Genomic DNA, 16,692 nt, shown 5'->3' with positions numbered 1-16,692 from the left:
GTTTGAGTTGGCTGATGAATCACTGGATGAGCCGCCGCAACAATTGAAGCTCGCATTAACCGAGGCAGGCGTTGCGGGAGATAATTTTGCACCGCTTAAAATTGGTGCGCGGATATTACTTGAATAGAGAGGTGTTTCAGCGGGTTAATGGTCACCCGCTGAAACACACAAAACACATGTTATTGAAATGGCGCGCTAGATCCTGAATTGGTTCACAGCACCGGTCAAATCAGCCGCCTGAGCTTGTAATGCCGCAGAGGCTGCGGTCGATTCCTGCACTAATGCGGCATTTTGTTGCACCATAGTATCTAATTGCGCTACTGCGCTGTTGATCTCATGAATGCCCCGCATTTGTTCATCCGCGGCGTTAGTGATTTCTGACATTATTGTCGTGACATCAGATACGCTGCTGACAATCTCGCTCATGGTATTACTCGCCTGGCGCACTTGACCTGAACCTGAGGCGACACTGGTTACAGTCGAGTCAATCAGCGTTTTTATCTCTTTCGCTGCTTGTGCACTACGTTGCGCCAATGTGCGAACTTCCCCTGCTACCACAGCAAATCCGCGCCCTTGCTCACCAGCACGTGCCGCTTCTACCGCTGCGTTCAGGGCCAGAATGTTGGTCTGGAAAGCAATACCATCGATAACACTGGTGATATCGCCGATTTTACCGGAAGCAGCCTCAATAGATTCCATGGTCGTAATCACTTTAGCAATAACTTCCCCCCCCCGAGAAGCATCATTAGCCGCAGAAAGCACCGCTGTATTGGCTTGCCTTGCCGCACTGGCTGAGTGTGCCACGGTGGCCGAAATTTGCTCTAACGCTGCCGAGGTTTGTTGCAAACTGGCGGCGGCTGACTCTGTTCGGCCAGATAAATCCTGATTACCCGCGGCAATTTCATTGGCCGCAATGCTGACAGACTCGCTGGTATTGCGGATTTGTGCCATGACGCCGCTGAGCTTGTCGGCAAAATTATTGAATGAAAGGGCTATTTTGGCCACTTCATCACGACCCTCGACCGGCAGGCGCTGAGTTAAGTCTTCCGTGCCCGAGCTAATAGCATCCATCGCCTTATGTACATGGGTCAGTGGTGTCAGGGCGCGTTGAGTAATCAGGCTAATAATGACTACGGCAATTAAGATAATAACGATCAGAGTTACTAAAGATGTCGTTAACAATGAACGCATACCCGCAGTGGCATGGGCTTTGTCCACCGCGACCACGGTAAACCACTGGGTACCGGGCACTGCTTGCGCGAACAACAACTTAGTACTGCCACCCATCTCCGCTGCGGTAGGGGAGGTTGCAGTCAGCAGTGCTTTAAGATCCAATGTCGGTGCAATTTCACTCAATGGCTTCAAGGTTAACTGTGAATCCGGGTGTGCGATAATGGTGCCATCCGCATCAATTAACATACCAAAGCTATCATCTGTTGGATGGATGGATTTCACGTTCGCAATCACGCTATCCATGGTGACATCAGCTGCTAACACGCCTTTCACACTGCCATCTTGAATAATAGGCAATGCAAAAGTCACAACTAATTGATTAGTCCCTGCATCAATATAAGGGGGAGTCACCACCGGGCTACCCGCTTTCACTGCTTGTAAATACCAAGGGCGCCCGGTGGGATCGTAGCCAGCAGGAATACCATCAGGATTAGAAAAAACGGCCGTCTTATTTGCGTAACCAATATAAACATTAATGAAGTTGCCTGCGGCAGCAACCTGGCGTAAGGCTGCAATAGGATCCGCTGCCAGTGCGCTCTCTTTAAGAGACACGATCATTTGTGTCTTCATCGCTACCCAATCGGCAATTCCAACCCCATGACTGGCGGTGACCGCCTTCAAGGTGTTATCGATTGCGCTACTGTTATATTTGTTGGCAACGGAGTAATTAAAGTAAGTGTTAATGGCAAGGGAGCCCGCCACGATGATGATGCAGGCAGCCAAGATACGTGAACGAATGGAATCAAGCATAGAGCGTCCTAAATAAAGGGGAAGGCATAATTCAAGTAACGGCTTGGCAGAGATAAACTTGAGCTGAGTCACAGTAACAAACTGTAATTAGTGCGCTATTGTTAATACTTCTTTATGTAACAGTAACGGGGAGGGTTTATTTTGTTGAACTCGATATTCAATAAAAACAGAAGCTTGGATATCACTTCATGCTTAATTAAGAAGTAAGAATTAAAATAAAGTTGAAAAAAATAGTGACATTTAAATTGCAAAATCAGCATCAATACCGGAGAGATTGAGAGATCGAGTGATGTATTGGCGCTATGGACTATGGACTAGGGGCTAGGGGCTAGGGGGGAGGGCTTGGTTCTGTCAGGCAAAATAATATAAGCCAGGCTAGATAACCTGGCTTAATCGTGATTAAAACTCATGAACTAGCCATTCATCGGCTTCATCAAACATTTCTTCTACTAAGCGGTTGAGCACCGATTTTTCTTGTTTAGTTGCATCAGTATTAATGCCATTGGCTTGCATCGGCTTGACCTTAACCTCGGCACCTGGGAACACCTGATGCACACGTTTGGTCAATTCAGCTTTAATCATTTCATTGGCGTTAGTCAGGCCGGCGACATTCCGTTTGTCATAAACTAATTCTACTCGCATGGATTCTTTCCTGGGTAATGAATACTGTATTAATATACAGTTATATTGGGCGTAAAACAACTGAGCTTTAGCCATTTTAGTGCGAAATGAGGCTAAATAATTGTTTTAGTAATATAAAAAATAACCGCAGGTGATTTAAGGGGTAATCACCTGCGGTTATTTTTTTGCTAAATTTTATCTGCTTGTTTATACACATGATTTAGATTTTTGACGCGCAGATGCATCTCTAAGAATAACTAATCTATTTCTCGCCAGCGAGCATCGACCACCACGCCCAGTATTTTACAGTTGCCATTTAGCTCAATTAAACGGTAAGCAGGATTCAATGGTTTTAAATACTTAACACCCGCATCGACAATTAATTTTTTAAATGTCGCTTCGTTATCGTCAGTCAATTTGGCGACAACAAAGTTACCCGGCATGGGTTCTTTTTCCGGATCGACCAGGATAATCATGCCTTCCGGAAAACTGATCCCTGATGGTGACGTCATAGAGTCACCTTTTACACTCAGCCAAAAGGCACTGTCATGCGCATTTTTGGTCGACTCAGGCCAGATTTCTATATCACGCAATTGATACGGTTCTATTGCCTCATACCAATTTCCTGCGCTTATCCAACTGATTAACGGATAACTGTTGGCGACGGTCCCCGCCGGTTTATCATTGAGCTGGTTTGGCGGTGAAATAGACAAGCTTTCAGCCATTTTTGCCAATTCTTTGGCTAAAGAAGGACTAAAACTATTAATGGGTTCATTGAGCACTTTGGCAAAAGCAGCAGCATTGGTCACATTGAGCGGGTTGATGCCGTTCAGGAACTGATTCACTGCACTTTGACCGACCCCTAATTCATACGCAACAGACTCCTGGGATATACCCAGTGCCTTCTTTTTCGCATTAAACAGCTCTTTCAGCCGCTTAGCGTCGTCTAACTGTTCTGGCGTCAATGGCTTCTTTTTCATGAGTCAATTTTATTACCGTTAGCAATAATATCCAATCACCGGCGGTATTGACTATAAAATCACTTGCGGTAATAATCAATCAAAATATATAAGAGAAACGCATGGGATCGCACCTGCAACAGGCCCTGTCATCAGTGTCAGAGGCATCCGCGGCATGAGTTGCTCTGGTTATCACAAGAAGACGGCAGCCAGATCTACCGGTGGTTTCCGTTGTTGAGCAATCGATAGGCTGAGGCGTCATCCGTTGACCCCGCCTTTTGTGGAGTAGTCATATATGAGTTCAATAAACGGCAACGCAGCTGGCAGCCACAGCCAGAAGAGCCAGAGCATGAGAGACATTCAATGGGTATTGGCGCGCTGGGGAGTATGGGCGAGATGCAGTTCGGGGCTGGATTATTCATCTATTGCTGCGGGGTTCAAAGGACTTCTGCCTGATACCTCAAAAAGCAAAGCGTCATGTTGTGACGATGATGGTTTAGTGATCGATGGATGTGTCGCCCGCTTAAAACAATATCGGCCAGATGAATATGATTTAATTATTCGCCACTATGTACTTAATCAATCAAAGCGTGCCATTGCACGCCAGCAAAAAAAAGATGAAAAACTGATCAGGATTAATATACAAATGGCTGAAGGTTTTATTGATGGTTGTCTGGCAATGTTGAATGTAAAATTAGAAATGGACCCATTTATTGAAAACCTCCATATTTATGAAAAAAATATTAACGCGGTCCGCGAAAAGTGTATTAGTCTGACATGACTGGTTTATGAGTTACGCAAGAATAATAACGTAAAGTCTCGCTATTGCGGGATTTTTTCATTTTCACACTCTTATTCATGATGCAGATAAATAAATTTAAAAATAGTGAAAAAACATTAACGCGGTCCGCAAAAAGTGTATTAGTCTGATATCACTGGTTAGTAACACACTGATTGAATAACAAGAAAGCCCCGCATTGTCGGGGCTTTCTTGTTTCTGTGGATTTTACACGCCAGTGTATCAGAGAGGGAGGTTATAAATGAATGAACAAAGTCAGCTTCCGTATTGGTGGACTGGGTCACTGGCATTATTCTCGGCTCTGAGTTTACAGGATTACATCTTTATTCTCGGTACCCTGGTGAGTGTGATTTTTACTGTCAAAACCTATTACGTCAATTTACGAGAAAAAGATGCGGTAATTAAAGAAGAACAACGTAGAACCGAAATATTACGCGATTTTCTGCGAAATAAAACAGTGGAAAGTATTCCAGCCGCCATCGCGGTGTGTCATGACGCATTACGCAAAATGGAGGGCTGATATGACACCAATGCTACGCAGAAAAGTGTGGGGTGCAGCGGCGGGCGGCGCTATTGCTATTGCCGGGGCTTTGCTCGGTGGGCATGACGGCCTCGAAGGACGTCAATACACCGCCTATTATGATGTCGCAGGTGTCCTGACATTGTGTGATGGCCATACCGGCAACGATATCATTCGCGGGAAACACTATAGCGACCTTGAATGTGATGCTTTGCTGCAACGTGACCTACAGCCGGTCAAAAAATGGGTGGATAGTGCGGTGAAAGTCCCTCTGGGCGATCACACCCGTGCTGCGCTTTATTCGTTTACTTATAACGTCGGTTATACCGCATTCATCCATTCCACTTTACTGAAGAAGCTCAATAGTGGCGACACTCCAAGGGCTTGCGATGAGTTACGCCGCTGGATTATGGCGGGCGGTCAACGTTGGCAGGGTTTGATTAATCGGCGCGAGATTGAGCGCGAACTGTGCTTAATGTCACCACGGATGCTAATGAAAACCACGGAGGGTGAATGAATCAACGCGCCATCATTATGGCATTACTGGCGCTGCTTTTCATGGGGCTGATGGCAAATACCTATCGTCTCAGTGCTGAGCAGAAACAAGAACATGCCGAGTTACAGGCCGAACGAGTGGTTAATCAAACGCTAGGCGACATCATTGATGCCTATCAGTTGAACGAAGCAGCTAATCGCGCGGCTGTTGCCCGACAACTGGAAAATGAGAGGAGGTTACGGCATGAAGCGGAGGACCGCCTCAAACGATTTACGTTGGCGACAGCAAGTGACAACTGCGCTGCTAGCCGTATGCCTGAGTCTGGCATTGACATCCTGCGGGAATAAGCCGCCTCCATCGTTAATCAAGCCTCTGCTGTTATTGCCACCAGAGTCGGCGATGGCGCAATGTGAAATTCCTGAATTTACCGGCGCAACATGGAGTGACAGTGCTTTATATGCCCTGACTCTCAAACAGGAGTTGCGTCTTTGCAAAGGGCGATTGGATGAAGTTATCCAGTGGCGTAATAACCAGATAAATAGCCGTTATCGCAAGGAGGTGCCGTAGTTATCTCTCTATCGGGCAATTATTTTTCAGAAGAATATCCAGCGTATTTTCATGCCGGAATTCTAATTTCTTATCGGGTGAAATCATGAATGCAGCTCAAATCAGGCAACTGGCAGCTGCCGCGTTAATGGGGAAAACAGATGCAGAAGACCGTATCTATTCAACGGACGTATGGCCAGTAACCCTTTATCCGGCAATTTTGTTACAAACGCCCGTGGAAGTGAAAGAGTCTATCGGGCGTAATGCACCACAATTCAAGACGATAACGACATTGCGAATCAGTGGGCATATCCAACTGAATGAGGCAGAAAATCGGGTCACCGAAGCCGCATCGGCACTTGAACGTTTGTGCGAGCAAATTCAACGGGCGGTGATTAACAGCTATGAGTTGACCCGCCAGATACAGCAGTTTGCCAAGGTACGAACCACTATGGGTATCGATACCAGCAGCGAACAGCATTTTGCTCAAGTAAAAGTGGAGTTAGACCTTGAGTACTACCAGGGGCCAGAGGATTTCTTTCCACTGGAAACGCCCCAACTGGAGGGCATCGATGTCACGATACATATGCCTGATGGCACGATTGAACCTCTGATAGCCATGACCTTCCCGGAGTAACCCTATGTTCGTAAAACCAACGGCTGGCCGCGCGGTGCGTGACCCGGTCAAGGGCACCTTATTGCCTGAATCTGGCTCAGAGGTTCCTGATAACGCATTTTGGCACCGTCGTATTCAAGACGGTGATGTGATGCAATTTCCTGTTAAATCAGCGGGATCTGCATTTGAAGTGTTAACCACGGAGAGTACCAAACTATGACCATTCCTTTCACTAATATTCCGAGTAACCTGCGCACGCCATTGTTCTTTGCGGAGTTTGATAATTCCCAAGCCAACACAGCGAGCACCACCCAGCGCACGCTGATTATCGGGCAAACATTGCCGGAAAGTACGTTGCCAGCCAATGTTCCGCTACTGGTTTCATCCACTGCCACGGTTGCTGCTTTGGCGGGTGCAGGCTCAATGTTGCACGGGCAAATGACCGCTTACCTGGCTAATGACACCGCAGGTGAGGTGTATCTTTTGCCGCTGAGTGATGCAGATAGCATGACGGCGGCCATCGGTAAAATCACGGTGACTACACCAGCCGCAGCCACTGGGGTTATTTCACTCTATATCGGTGGCATTCGGGTACAAACCACGGTGGTTGCAACTGATAATGCCAACACTATTGCCGCCGCGCTGGCGGCTGCTATTGAGAGCAAACCTGACTTGCCGGTGAGTGTTGTGCATACCGGTGACATGGTATCTGAAGGTGCGGTAGTGGTATTAGCCGCGAAAAATAAAGGCGCTCATGGCAATGATATCGACCTGCGCCTGAACTATCTCGGCAGCGCTGGCGGCGAAACCACCCCTGACAGCCTGGTGCTGACACTCACCCCAATGGCGGGCGGTGCCGGGGCACCCGACTTAGCCGGTGGCCTGGCAAATTTGCAGGATCGCACCTTTGATTTCATTATCAACCCGTACACCGATACGGCGTCTTTGGATGCTCTTAAAGCCTTCCTTTCTGATAGCACGGGGCGTTGGAGCTACAGTCAGCAATTGTACGGTCACAGTTTTGCTGCCCAATCAGGCACTTATGGCCAACTGACTGCGGCGGGTGAGTTGCGTAATGACCAACATGCTTCTCTGTTAGGAATGGATAACTCCCCGACTCCGGCATACATCTGGGCGGCGGCTTATGTGGGCGCTATTGCACAAAGCTTGCGTAATGATCCGGGGCGTCCACTGCAAACACTGGCGGTGAATGGAGTATTGGCCCCGCCATTGTCCAGCCGTTTTACTTTGACGGAGCGCAATAACCTGCTGCACAGCGGCATTTCCACGGTGACAGTGGCGGATGACGGTACAGTGCAAGTGGAAAACATCATTACTACCTATCAGACCAACAAATACGGTGCTGAGGATGATAGCTATCTACAAATTGAAACGCTGTTCTTGCTGATGTTTGTCACCCGTTACTTACGTACACAAGTGACATCTAAATTTGCGCGTATGAAGTTGGCGGCTGATGGCACCCGTTTCGCAGCGGGTTCGGCGATTATCACCCCTAATGTTATCCGAGCCGAGCTGATTGCCCAGTATCAGACATTAGAATTTAACGGCTACGTTCAGGATGCCAAAGGTTTTGCCCGAGGCTTGATCGTCGAGAAAAGTGCCAGCAACCCCAATCGGGTCGATGTGCTGTGGACTGGTGTGCTGATTAACCAACTGCGTATTTTCGCTGTGCTCAATCAATTCCGCCTGCAAGCAACGGCTTAACGCTTCGATCATCAAGCAGTCGGCTCTTTAACAGTCGACTCTTTCAGCATAAAAAAGGAAATAAATTATGAGCAATACTTCGAATCGCCTGGCGGGTACAGCCTATGTCACGGTCGATGGCATTACCGTTATGGTGGCGGGTCAGTTCAAATACAGCCCGTCAAAGGTCAAGCGCGAAACGGTGATGGGAATGGACGGCATACACGGTTATAAAGAAACCGTGGTCGCGCCGTCAATCTCTTGCACTATCCGTGACAGTGGCGGCGTTTCTATCAGTGACTTCAATGATCAAACCAATGTCAATATTGTGTGCGAATTGGCAAATGGCAAAACCATTATCGGCAGCGGTATGTGGTCGGTCAGCACCTTGGTGGTAGACAGCACCGAGGGCACCGTGGATGTCAGCTGGGAAGGCGGCTCGGTGACGGAGAACTGATATGTCACAACTGGAACGCAGTAAAACCATTTCGCTGGTTAAACCCATTTCGCATGAGGCCACCAAGACTACCTATGAGGTTGTCGAACTGAGTGAGCCGACCCTGTTGCAAGTACAGCAATTCTACGATGAGCAAACCAAGTCTGGTTCGCTTAGCGGTATGGGATTACTGATTGCATTGGTATCAGGGGTGCCGCGTGAGGCGATTAAAAAAATGGCTTTCACCGACTACAAAGCTTGCGAGGTTTACATGATGGTTTTTTTAGCCTACTCCCCAACGGGGGACGATGGCGCGAAATAATCGCTGACGTCACTTACTACTATAGCTGGGGGCCGGGCGATGCCTGGTCCCTGACCTACAGTAATTTAATATGGTGGTGCCAGCAGGCCGAGCGGATTAATAATATTAAGGCTGGCAAAAATGGCTAATAAATACAATGTTAATGGGGTTCCTCCTCAGAGTAAAATAATAAACTCTCTGGATAATGCCAATCTTTTGGCCAGCAGGCTCAATATTCCTCTATATGTGGCCTCTACATCCTTAGAGGCTGTGAGTAATGATGTGAAGCAAGCTGGTACCCTAGAGGATACTGCTCAGAGCGTAAATGTTCCCATTGAGCAGTTTAATAATATTAGTAGCGCAATGAGAATTAAAGGTGCTGATAAAGAACAAAGCATTCAATCTACGCAGGAGCTGTATAGTAAATTAAATAGTCTGACGATGGTAACTAATGAGAATTACTCTGTTTTATCAGGTTTGCTTAATAGCTACGGAACAGGTATTGCCTATGATGAGAACAGCACAATAGATGTACCTAATACAATGTTGAATATTTCTCGTGTTTTCCCAGTAATGGGATTACAGGATAAAAATACTTTAATTAATACAGTTGGATTTAATAAATACTCGGTTAACTTACTACGTGAGGGGGAAGGGCTTGGTCATTTACTGTCTCAGGCTAAATATCTTGGCTATAGTTCTAGCCCTGAGCTTCATGAGAGAAAAACCAGACTGAATGATGCATTGAATAAATTCAGTTTTCTTACGGATAGTTGGGTCGATAAGCAAAAAGACAAATTAAGTGATCTGGTCACATCAGGAGATTTTCTGGCTGATTTTATTGGTGGTTTTTCAGATTACTATGGATTCGATCGCGAAGAGAAAACTGTTGTTGAATATTATGCTGCGCAAAACGGTTATGATATGTCGTGGTATAAAACAATTATTGATGATCCTGAATTCACTCAGCAACTTGATAAAACTGAAAAAGAATCGCTCTTAAATCGGCTCCCATTACAATCTCTAGATACGAAATATAGGAAGTATAAGCAGATAAAAGAAGATGAGGCAGCTATCAATAATATGTCTACTACCGGAGAAGTGCCAAAATTCATTCCCCCGAATAGTGATTTTAATTCGGTGACAGATATTCTTTATTCAGGAGTTGAAACTGAAAATGATTGGAGTAATAACCGTGTCACAGATCTGAATGCACCTGACCCCTATTCTCTTTTGCCTTCACATTCTATTTCTCCAGATAGCAATATCGTCGCTCCTGCTGCTGCGATATCACCTATTTATACCGAATCAGCAGGTGGATTGAATGTGAATGCTATTGCCGATGTCATTGCTACCGCCATGCAGAATAACCGCGTGCAGATCGAACTGACATTAATCGATGGGCGAACAGGAGAAACGTCGGTGATGTTAGGGCAGGGCGGTGGCAGAATTACTTACGCCATGGCGATACCGATGTAATTTAGTCAGTCACGCCCTGTTTTGTCATAACCCGCTTCGGCGGGTTTCAGACTGCTGACAAATCCCAACAACTCGATCTTGCAAGGTGAGGTCAGGTAGAAGAGTAAAGCGTCCGCGCCAGGGACGGCGCGGCTCGAGCCTACAAGGATGTATTTACGGCGTCTTTACGATCTACCTGTTTTCACCGTTACGGGCACTTTGTCATTAACCTCTAACCCGCTTCGGCGGGTTTTTTGCTTTCTATCGTCAGAATTCTGAACAGGAGAATGAAATGTCATTTATCGGCAATACCTTATCAGCGCTATTAGGCGGCGCTGACGACAGCTGGCAATGGTCGGAACATCTGCATCAGGCCTCATTTCGTGGTGTTCCGTTTGTCATTAATAAAAGCACCGGCACTTTTGGTCGCCGCCAGGTAGTACACAGCTACCCCTATCGTGACACCAGCTATATCGAAGATTTGGGTCGCAATGCGCGCAGCATTGTTTTGACCGGTTTTTTGGTGCAAAACAGCCAGATTTATAGCGCACCAGATGTGATGACGCAGCGTGATTCATTGATAGCTGCTTGTGAAATGTCGGGCGTAGGAACCTTGGTTCACCCCACTCTGGGTGAAATGACCGTCAGCGTCAGTGAACTAAAAATTGATGAAGACACCGCCGGTGGGCGGATATTCTCATTCACCCTAACGGCGGTTGAATCTGGCTTGCGCGCCTTTGCCATTACCGGTGCTGCTGAAATGGGCGCATCGGTGCAATCTTCCTGGTTGGGGCTAAGTGCCAACGCTGTCGCCGGTTTTATCGCCACAGTGAAAGGGGAAATGCGCTCGGCGACTCAGGCGATAAAAACACTGAAAAACACGGCTGCATTTTGGGGTCGAATGGTCACAAACACCGCTAATGAAGCCAGTAATCTGGGGAATGCGCTGCGCTCCACTTTTGGCCGTAACCGCTATGGTCGCTACAACCATGGCACCGTCGGCGGGAGTAGCTCAGGAGCGACGGCGGCGGTCAATCAGCAACAGGATACCACGAACCTTTCATTATTAGTGGCGCAGCGGCTGGCTTTTACCGTCGAAGGGCAGGCTGCGGTAAACACTGCGGTGAATGAATTCCTTGATGCTAACAGCATAGAAAGTCATGGCGAAAAAATGTTGGCGCTGGTTAATACCGTACAAAACAGCGGTATCAGCACCCGAGATATTATCCGCATGATGGAGAGTCTAACTGTAACTCAAGACGATACCTTCCGCAGTCATGAGAGTGATCGGGCGGTTGCAGCTGCCAGCCATCATTTAATGATGACCTTGTGCGCCGGTGGGATGGTCTGCGCAGCGGCACAATATCAACCAGAAAACTATGACGATGCGGTCACCGTGCTCGGGCGAGTCTGTGATGTTATTGACGCCACGGCACTGGTCGCCGCTAACCGGGGAAATGATGAAACATACAGCGAATTGATGTTGATGCGGGAATCTATCGTCCTGCTCTTGCAGCAAGCTGGTGCGAATTTGTCGCGGGTGGGCGAGGTCAGTTTTAACCGATCTCTGCCCGCCCTGATGCTGGCAAACCGGCTATATCAGGATGCATTACGGGGGGATGGGCTGGTGAAAATGGCCAATCCAATTCATCCGGCATTTATGCCCACCCGATTTAAGGCATTGAACTTATGAATGATGAACGCCTAAGTGATGACTTAACGCTGGAAGTGGGTGGCAGGGCGATAACCGGTTGGAGCAAAGTTCAGGTGACCCGCAGTATTGAAAAATTACCCAGCAGCTTTGAACTGTCATTGATGGACCGTTATCCCGCCAGCGGAGGGCAACAGTGGGTCAATCCCGGCGATTCGTGTGTGGTTAAGTTGGGAAATGACGCCGTTCTCACCGGTTATATCGACAGCTGGGATAACAAAATTTCCGGCACCACCCATGAGGTCACCGCCAAAGGACGAGGTAAATGCCAGGATTTGGTTGATTGCTCCGCTGAATGGCCAAACAGTGTTATCAGCCAATCGACGGTTTTGCAGATTGCGCAAAAACTGGCAGCACCTTATGGCATCAAGGTCACCTCAGACATTCCCGATATGGCAGTAGTCCCTAAATTCACCCTTAATTGGGGGGAAACGGCGCAAGCAGTGATTGAGCATGTCACTCGCTGGGCGGCATTGCTCTATTACGACCAGCCGGATGGCAATTTATATCTCACCCGTGTCGGGCAACGTAAAGCCGCCAGCGGCGTAGCGCAGGGTGTCAATATTCTCAGTGCCAACCTGCATACCGACACCCATCAGCGCTTTGTGGATTACACCGGCGTTGCGCTTTCCAGTAATGCGGTTGCCCGCCGTTCAGCTTCAGGAGGGAACAATACCTCGGCTTTGGTCAGAACTCAGGATGCCGAGTTAGCGCAGCAGTTCCCGAATCGCCATCGCAATAAAATTATCATCGTCGAAAGCACCATGAATTCCGAGAATTTGGTGAGGAACAGTCTCGATTGGAACATCAACCGCAATAACGGCCGTTCCAAAGTACTCAATGTACAAGTCGATAATTGGCGTGACAGGAATAATCAGTTATGGGAAACCAACTCACTGATCCCTATCACTATTCCAGCCATGGGTTTGGAGGATAACCTGTGGTTGTTATCTGCGGTGACTTATATAAAAGACGTCAATGGGACGGTAGCCAATATGACGTTAATGCCACCAGAAGCCTTTGCAGTCCAACCTTATAAAATGAAATAAAACAGGGAATTAACCATGAATGATATCAGTGGACAACTCTCGACCCTGTACCGACAGATAAAAATGTTGTTAGGCATTGGGCGGGCGACCGCTTTTGATGACAGCGACGGGGTGCAAACGGTGCAATATCAGACTGCATTGGAGGTGCATAGCGATACGCCTCGATTAGCGGAGTTTGGTTTTTCGTCGGGATTACCTGCAGGAAGTGATGTGGTGATTGGCTTCCTCGGCGGTGATCGTTCCAGCGGCATGATTGTTGCCTCTAATCACGCCTCTTACCGCCATGTGGGGTTAAATGCTGGGGAAACCGTAATTTATTCTCAATGGGGGCAGTTTATTAAATTGACGGAAAGTGGCGTTACGATTGAAGCCCATCATCAGCCGGTGACCGTCAACAATGCCACGGAAGTGACGGTGAATGCATCGGTAAAAGTGCGGTTAAACACCCCGTTACTCGAGGTCAGTGGCGATATCGTCGATAACGCTGAAAGCAATTCGACTACGCTAAAAACCTTGCGCGACACTTACAACAACCACAATCATCAGCTCAAAAATGTGCAGTCGGGTGGTGCCACTCTCACCAGTGAAACACCCGCTAAGGGGGTGCGATGACAACAGATATTAAAACGATTTGGGATGTCGATGCTTCCTTGGGCGATTGGCACGCGGGGAACGGTGGGTTGCTGGATGGCGACGACTTGCATACCGCTATTTTACTGAGTTTATTCACTGACCGATTAGCGCGGATTGATGATGACATTGATGGTGATGATCGTCGGGGCTGGTGGGGTGACAGTGGTGCGCCATCGGCTATTGGCTCGCGGCTTTGGCTACTGCGGCGGCAAAAACTAACCTCCCAGATAGCCATCAAAGCGGAAGATTACGCCGCAGAAGCATTGGCCTGGCTTGTCGAGGATGGCGTTGTGGCAGCAATCAGTACGCGTGCCCACACTATTTTTCCCAACAAATTGCTGTTGCGGATTGATTATCAACAACCGGGTAAAACCCCATCATCGGTTCACCCGTCATCAATAAAATTCTCATGGGTATGGGAGGAGTAATTCATGCCATTTAATCGACCCACTTTAAGCGAATTGCGGCAACGAAATCAGTCCTATATCCAATCGGAACTGAAAACGGGCGGCAATTTATTGCGCTTTTCTAACATCGGTGTGATTAGTGATGCCGATGCTGGAATGGCGCATCTACATTATGGCTATCTGGATTATATTGCCCGTCAGGCCACCCCCTATAACGCCACTGACGAATACCTGGCCGCCTGGGCTGCTTTGAAAGATGTGTTCCGCAAAGGGGCTACTCCGGCTAGCAGTACTGATGTCCGTTTCAGTGGCATTGCGGGGCGGATAATTCCTGCCGGGCGGCGGCTCAATCGGGCTGATGGCTATCAGTATCGGCTTGAAAATGAAGTCAAAATTGCCCTGGATGGCAATGCGCTGGGTGAAATTATCGCAATTTTGCCCAGTCCATTAGACGATGCGACCGGCGGGGGGCGGCGTGGTAACAGTGATGCCGGGACGGAACTGACGCTGGATATTGCTATTGATGGTGTTCAGGCCACGGCCACAGCGCTGAGCAACATCTCTGGCGGGGCGGATATTGAATCCGAAGATGCATTTCGCTCTCGTATGTTATTGGCTTACCAGAATATTCCACAAGGCGGTAATGACGCAGACTATCAATCTTGGGCGTTAGCGGTGCCGGGAGTGACACGATGCTGGGTCAAACGGCGCTTGATGGGCGCGGGTACTGTTGGGGTCTATATCATGTGTGATGATAATGACCACGGCGGCTTCCCGCAGGGTACTGACGGCATTTCATCCCTCGAACAATGGGGGGCGGCAAAAGCGACCGGGGATCAGGGGCGGGTGGCGGACGGTATCTATCCACAACAACCCATTATTGCGCTGGTGTATGTGTGTGCCCCGGTTGCTCAACCGATTGATTTTGTTATTAGCGGCATTTCGCATGCTGATAATGCCACCACAGCCGCCATTAACGCCGCTATCGATGAGGTATTTTTCACCGAAGGGGAACCTGGTGGCAAAATTCTGTGGTCATCTCTGTTGCTGGCAATTGGCGAAATCGCAGGGACGGGGGGCTTTATTATGCAATCTCCAGCCGCCAACATTGAGCTGCAAACCGGAAAACTCCCCGTCCGGGGTACAGTGAGCTACCTATGAGTCGCTATTCTGTCAGTGAATATACAGAGGCGTTACAGGCACTAATGCCAATGGGTTTAGTTTGGCCACGGCGGCCAGAGGGGGTACAAACTGAAGTCCTGCGCGCATTAGCTCATGCTTATCGGCGCAGTGATGAAGATGCACAAGATTTGTTATCTGCTGCTTTCCCGGCAACGGCCACGGCAATGTTACCCGAGTGGGAAGCGACCGTGGGGCTACCCGATTTGTGTGCTATCGGCGAAGTAGACAGCATGATCCAGCGGCAACGCGCGGTGGTGTCGAAATTGTTTGGTATCGGAGGGCAATCAGCGGCCTATTTTATCCGCGTGGCAAAGGCGCTGGGTTACTCCATTAGTATCACTCAATACCGGCAAGCCTGCGCCGGAATGGCAGTTTGCCGCGATGCTTTGAACGGGGAGGAATGGCCTTTTACCTGGCTAATTACGGCACCCAAAACCACCATTAATTATGCCCAGAGTGGCTTGACCTATTGCAGTGACCCCTTGCGTACATGGGGGAATAAACAGTTGGAATGCCGTTTAGCGGGGCTAAACCCATCTCATACTATTCTGAAGTTCGGTTACGTTAGTTAACTAATCCCTTTATTCATTTTAAACGCCTTAACGGGTGAGGATGTTCTATGCAAAAAATTGGAGATATCCCTAATACACGCGCCGACAGTCACGGTGAGTTTACCGACGGCAATGTCGCTGGCGGTGTTCCCCCCACGATATTACCGGCTGAATGGTTTAATACAATTCAGCGCGAATTGATGAGCGTGCTTTCTGCCGCTGATATTAATGCGGATAGTGCTCAGTTTAACCAAGTGGCCATCGCTATCTCAAAATTGATCAGTAATAGTATTGATAATAGTGATTTCCTTCAGGCAGCAAACCATCTAAAAGAAATTAAAAATGCCGGTCCCGCAGCGGTCGCCGAAACTCTCGCAAACCTTGGTTTAGGCGACGCGGCTAAAAAGGGCATTGCATCAAATGCGGAAATGCAGGTGGGAACGGCAGATAAGCTGGTTTCACTGGTTGGGTTAATGAGTGTTTTCGGTAAGCGGACATTTACAGCAAATGACTATATCCGTATCCCCGATGTGCCTGGCGGGCTAATTATTCAGATTGGGTTAATACCCAGCTTGCTTCCGTCCTCGGCTGGTGCACAGGCATTTACATGGGCGTTGCCGATACCTTTCCCAAATAAATTACTTAATGCGAGTTTAACAACCGCAGGGACAGCCACACCAAACTCTTCGTTCGCAAATCTAAGTCTTAATCCCGCCAATA

General features: G+C 48.2%; 21 protein-coding genes and 2 pseudogenes. 20 read left to right on the top strand and 3 right to left on the bottom strand.

Going from position 1 to position 16,692, the window contains the following annotated elements; translation table 11 throughout:
* Positions 1–127, top strand: a pseudogene (locus ACNSO8_RS11140) (MBL fold metallo-hydrolase); the annotation flags it as partial.
* A 68-nt stretch (positions 128–195) separates the two neighbouring features.
* On the opposite strand, the gene ACNSO8_RS11135 reads toward ACNSO8_RS11140, so the two are convergent.
* The 3 genes from ACNSO8_RS11135 to ACNSO8_RS11125 all read right to left on the bottom strand — a co-directional run bounded on the left by ACNSO8_RS11135 (position 196) and on the right by ACNSO8_RS11125 (position 3,584).
* A complete protein-coding gene (locus ACNSO8_RS11135; protein WP_418394657.1) occupies positions 196–1,983 on the bottom strand; it encodes a methyl-accepting chemotaxis protein in 1,788 nt (595 codons plus the stop codon).
* A gap of 399 nt (positions 1,984–2,382) precedes the next feature.
* Positions 2,383–2,625 carry a DinI-like family protein gene (locus tag ACNSO8_RS11130; RefSeq protein ID WP_392434250.1) on the bottom strand — a complete coding sequence of 81 codons (243 nt, stop codon included), beginning with the start codon at positions 2,623–2,625 and terminating at the stop codon, positions 2,383–2,385.
* A 236-nt stretch (positions 2,626–2,861) separates the two neighbouring features.
* Complete coding sequence (locus ACNSO8_RS11125; RefSeq protein ID WP_418394656.1) at positions 2,862–3,584, bottom strand: LexA family protein; 723 nt, start codon at positions 3,582–3,584, stop codon at positions 2,862–2,864.
* Positions 3,585–3,912: 328 nt separating this feature from the next.
* Between ACNSO8_RS11125 and ACNSO8_RS11120 the strand changes: the two genes are divergently transcribed.
* The 19 genes and pseudogenes from ACNSO8_RS11120 to ACNSO8_RS11030 all read left to right on the top strand — a co-directional run.
* Positions 3,913–4,344: an antiterminator Q family protein gene (locus ACNSO8_RS11120; protein WP_418394658.1), complete on the top strand. Its 432-nt coding sequence runs from the start codon at positions 3,913–3,915 to the stop codon at positions 4,342–4,344.
* 259 nt (positions 4,345–4,603) lie between these two features.
* Positions 4,604–4,882: a hypothetical protein gene (locus tag ACNSO8_RS11115; RefSeq protein ID WP_418394655.1), complete on the top strand. Its 279-nt coding sequence runs from the start codon at positions 4,604–4,606 to the stop codon at positions 4,880–4,882.
* A 1-nt stretch (position 4,883) separates the two neighbouring features.
* The gene (locus tag ACNSO8_RS11110) at positions 4,884–5,399 is read left to right on the top strand and encodes a lysozyme (RefSeq protein WP_418394654.1); all 516 of its coding nucleotides are present in this window, start codon (positions 4,884–4,886) and stop codon (positions 5,397–5,399) included.
* Positions 5,396–5,725, top strand: coding sequence for a DUF2570 domain-containing protein (locus ACNSO8_RS11105; RefSeq protein WP_418394653.1), 330 nt, complete (start codon positions 5,396–5,398; stop codon positions 5,723–5,725). Before ACNSO8_RS11110 ends, ACNSO8_RS11105 begins: the two co-directional genes overlap by 4 nt.
* Positions 5,622–5,945: a hypothetical protein gene (locus ACNSO8_RS11100; RefSeq protein ID WP_418394652.1), complete on the top strand. Its 324-nt coding sequence runs from the start codon at positions 5,622–5,624 to the stop codon at positions 5,943–5,945. The genes ACNSO8_RS11105 and ACNSO8_RS11100 overlap by 104 nt, the downstream gene beginning before the upstream one ends.
* A gap of 85 nt (positions 5,946–6,030) precedes the next feature.
* Complete coding sequence (locus ACNSO8_RS11095) at positions 6,031–6,561, top strand: ATP-binding protein (RefSeq protein ID WP_418394651.1); 531 nt, start codon at positions 6,031–6,033, stop codon at positions 6,559–6,561.
* A 4-nt stretch (positions 6,562–6,565) separates the two neighbouring features.
* Positions 6,566–6,760, top strand: coding sequence for a DUF2635 domain-containing protein (locus ACNSO8_RS11090; protein ID WP_418394650.1), 195 nt, complete (start codon positions 6,566–6,568; stop codon positions 6,758–6,760).
* Positions 6,757–8,265, top strand: a complete 1,509-nt coding sequence (locus ACNSO8_RS11085) for a phage tail sheath subtilisin-like domain-containing protein (RefSeq protein ID WP_418394649.1) — start codon at positions 6,757–6,759, stop codon at positions 8,263–8,265. Before ACNSO8_RS11090 ends, ACNSO8_RS11085 begins: the two co-directional genes overlap by 4 nt.
* Positions 8,266–8,332: 67 nt before the next feature.
* Entirely contained in the window at positions 8,333–8,701 is a 369-nt protein-coding gene (locus ACNSO8_RS11080) for a phage tail tube protein (RefSeq protein ID WP_418394648.1), read from the top strand.
* Position 8,702: 1 nt separating this feature from the next.
* Positions 8,703–9,002 (top strand): phage tail assembly protein, encoded by a 300-nt coding sequence (locus ACNSO8_RS11075; RefSeq protein ID WP_418394647.1) that lies wholly within the window; start codon positions 8,703–8,705, stop codon positions 9,000–9,002.
* 120 nt (positions 9,003–9,122) lie between these two features.
* Positions 9,123–10,460, top strand: coding sequence for a chemotaxis protein (locus tag ACNSO8_RS11070; protein WP_418394646.1), 1,338 nt, complete (start codon positions 9,123–9,125; stop codon positions 10,458–10,460).
* Positions 10,461–10,606: 146 nt separating this feature from the next.
* Positions 10,607–10,672: pseudogene (locus ACNSO8_RS11065) on the top strand (gluconate 5-dehydrogenase); the annotation flags it as partial.
* Positions 10,673–10,731: 59 nt separating this feature from the next.
* Positions 10,732–12,132, top strand: a complete 1,401-nt coding sequence (locus ACNSO8_RS11060) for a DNA circularization protein (protein ID WP_418394645.1) — start codon at positions 10,732–10,734, stop codon at positions 12,130–12,132.
* Positions 12,129–13,199: a phage baseplate assembly protein gene (locus ACNSO8_RS11055; RefSeq protein WP_418394644.1), complete on the top strand. Its 1,071-nt coding sequence runs from the start codon at positions 12,129–12,131 to the stop codon at positions 13,197–13,199. Before ACNSO8_RS11060 ends, ACNSO8_RS11055 begins: the two co-directional genes overlap by 4 nt.
* A 15-nt stretch (positions 13,200–13,214) precedes the next feature.
* Complete coding sequence (locus ACNSO8_RS11050; RefSeq protein WP_418394643.1) at positions 13,215–13,811, top strand: phage baseplate assembly protein domain-containing protein; 597 nt, start codon at positions 13,215–13,217, stop codon at positions 13,809–13,811.
* Positions 13,808–14,260, top strand: a complete 453-nt coding sequence (locus ACNSO8_RS11045) for a phage GP46 family protein (RefSeq protein WP_418394642.1) — start codon at positions 13,808–13,810, stop codon at positions 14,258–14,260. The genes ACNSO8_RS11050 and ACNSO8_RS11045 overlap by 4 nt, the downstream gene beginning before the upstream one ends.
* A gap of 3 nt (positions 14,261–14,263) precedes the next feature.
* Positions 14,264–15,400 carry a baseplate J/gp47 family protein gene (locus ACNSO8_RS11040; protein ID WP_418394641.1) on the top strand — a complete coding sequence of 379 codons (1,137 nt, stop codon included), beginning with the start codon at positions 14,264–14,266 and terminating at the stop codon, positions 15,398–15,400.
* On the top strand, positions 15,397–15,993 hold the full coding sequence (locus ACNSO8_RS11035; RefSeq protein ID WP_418394640.1) for a YmfQ family protein: 597 nt from the start codon (positions 15,397–15,399) through the stop codon (positions 15,991–15,993). Before ACNSO8_RS11040 ends, ACNSO8_RS11035 begins: the two co-directional genes overlap by 4 nt.
* Before the next feature lie 47 nt (positions 15,994–16,040).
* Positions 16,041–16,692, top strand: a 652-nt coding sequence (locus ACNSO8_RS11030; protein ID WP_418394639.1) for a gp53-like domain-containing protein, incomplete at its 3' end; no start/stop codon positions are given.

The sequence above is a fragment of the Yersinia sp. LJYL362 genome, assembly GCF_048323875.1.
Note: the sequence above shows the minus strand (reverse complement) of the source record. Positions and strands in the feature narration are given on the sequence as shown.

What these genes read in the sequence shown, in the direction of transcription:
- ACNSO8_RS11135 (WP_418394657.1), bottom strand. Translation starts at nt 1,983, where the DNA reads ATGCTTGATTCCATTCGTTCACGTATCTTGGCTGCCTGCATCATCATC.
- ACNSO8_RS11130 (WP_392434250.1), bottom strand. Translation starts at nt 2,625, where the DNA reads ATGCGAGTAGAATTAGTTTATGACAAACGGAATGTCGCCGGCCTGACT.
- ACNSO8_RS11125 (WP_418394656.1), bottom strand. Translation starts at nt 3,584, where the DNA reads ATGAAAAAGAAGCCATTGACGCCAGAACAGTTAGACGACGCTAAGCGG.
- ACNSO8_RS11120 (WP_418394658.1), top strand. Translation starts at nt 3,913, where the DNA reads ATGAGAGACATTCAATGGGTATTGGCGCGCTGGGGAGTATGGGCGAGA.
- ACNSO8_RS11115 (WP_418394655.1), top strand. Translation starts at nt 4,604, where the DNA reads ATGAATGAACAAAGTCAGCTTCCGTATTGGTGGACTGGGTCACTGGCA.
- ACNSO8_RS11110 (WP_418394654.1), top strand. Translation starts at nt 4,884, where the DNA reads ATGACACCAATGCTACGCAGAAAAGTGTGGGGTGCAGCGGCGGGCGGC.
- ACNSO8_RS11105 (WP_418394653.1), top strand. Translation starts at nt 5,396, where the DNA reads ATGAATCAACGCGCCATCATTATGGCATTACTGGCGCTGCTTTTCATG.
- ACNSO8_RS11100 (WP_418394652.1), top strand. Translation starts at nt 5,622, where the DNA reads ATGAAGCGGAGGACCGCCTCAAACGATTTACGTTGGCGACAGCAAGTG.
- ACNSO8_RS11095 (WP_418394651.1), top strand. Translation starts at nt 6,031, where the DNA reads ATGAATGCAGCTCAAATCAGGCAACTGGCAGCTGCCGCGTTAATGGGG.
- ACNSO8_RS11090 (WP_418394650.1), top strand. Translation starts at nt 6,566, where the DNA reads ATGTTCGTAAAACCAACGGCTGGCCGCGCGGTGCGTGACCCGGTCAAG.
- ACNSO8_RS11085 (WP_418394649.1), top strand. Translation starts at nt 6,757, where the DNA reads ATGACCATTCCTTTCACTAATATTCCGAGTAACCTGCGCACGCCATTG.
- ACNSO8_RS11080 (WP_418394648.1), top strand. Translation starts at nt 8,333, where the DNA reads ATGAGCAATACTTCGAATCGCCTGGCGGGTACAGCCTATGTCACGGTC.
- ACNSO8_RS11075 (WP_418394647.1), top strand. Translation starts at nt 8,703, where the DNA reads ATGTCACAACTGGAACGCAGTAAAACCATTTCGCTGGTTAAACCCATT.
- ACNSO8_RS11070 (WP_418394646.1), top strand. Translation starts at nt 9,123, where the DNA reads ATGGCTAATAAATACAATGTTAATGGGGTTCCTCCTCAGAGTAAAATA.
- ACNSO8_RS11060 (WP_418394645.1), top strand. Translation starts at nt 10,732, where the DNA reads ATGTCATTTATCGGCAATACCTTATCAGCGCTATTAGGCGGCGCTGAC.
- ACNSO8_RS11055 (WP_418394644.1), top strand. Translation starts at nt 12,129, where the DNA reads ATGAATGATGAACGCCTAAGTGATGACTTAACGCTGGAAGTGGGTGGC.
- ACNSO8_RS11050 (WP_418394643.1), top strand. Translation starts at nt 13,215, where the DNA reads ATGAATGATATCAGTGGACAACTCTCGACCCTGTACCGACAGATAAAA.
- ACNSO8_RS11045 (WP_418394642.1), top strand. Translation starts at nt 13,808, where the DNA reads ATGACAACAGATATTAAAACGATTTGGGATGTCGATGCTTCCTTGGGC.
- ACNSO8_RS11040 (WP_418394641.1), top strand. Translation starts at nt 14,264, where the DNA reads ATGCCATTTAATCGACCCACTTTAAGCGAATTGCGGCAACGAAATCAG.
- ACNSO8_RS11035 (WP_418394640.1), top strand. Translation starts at nt 15,397, where the DNA reads ATGAGTCGCTATTCTGTCAGTGAATATACAGAGGCGTTACAGGCACTA.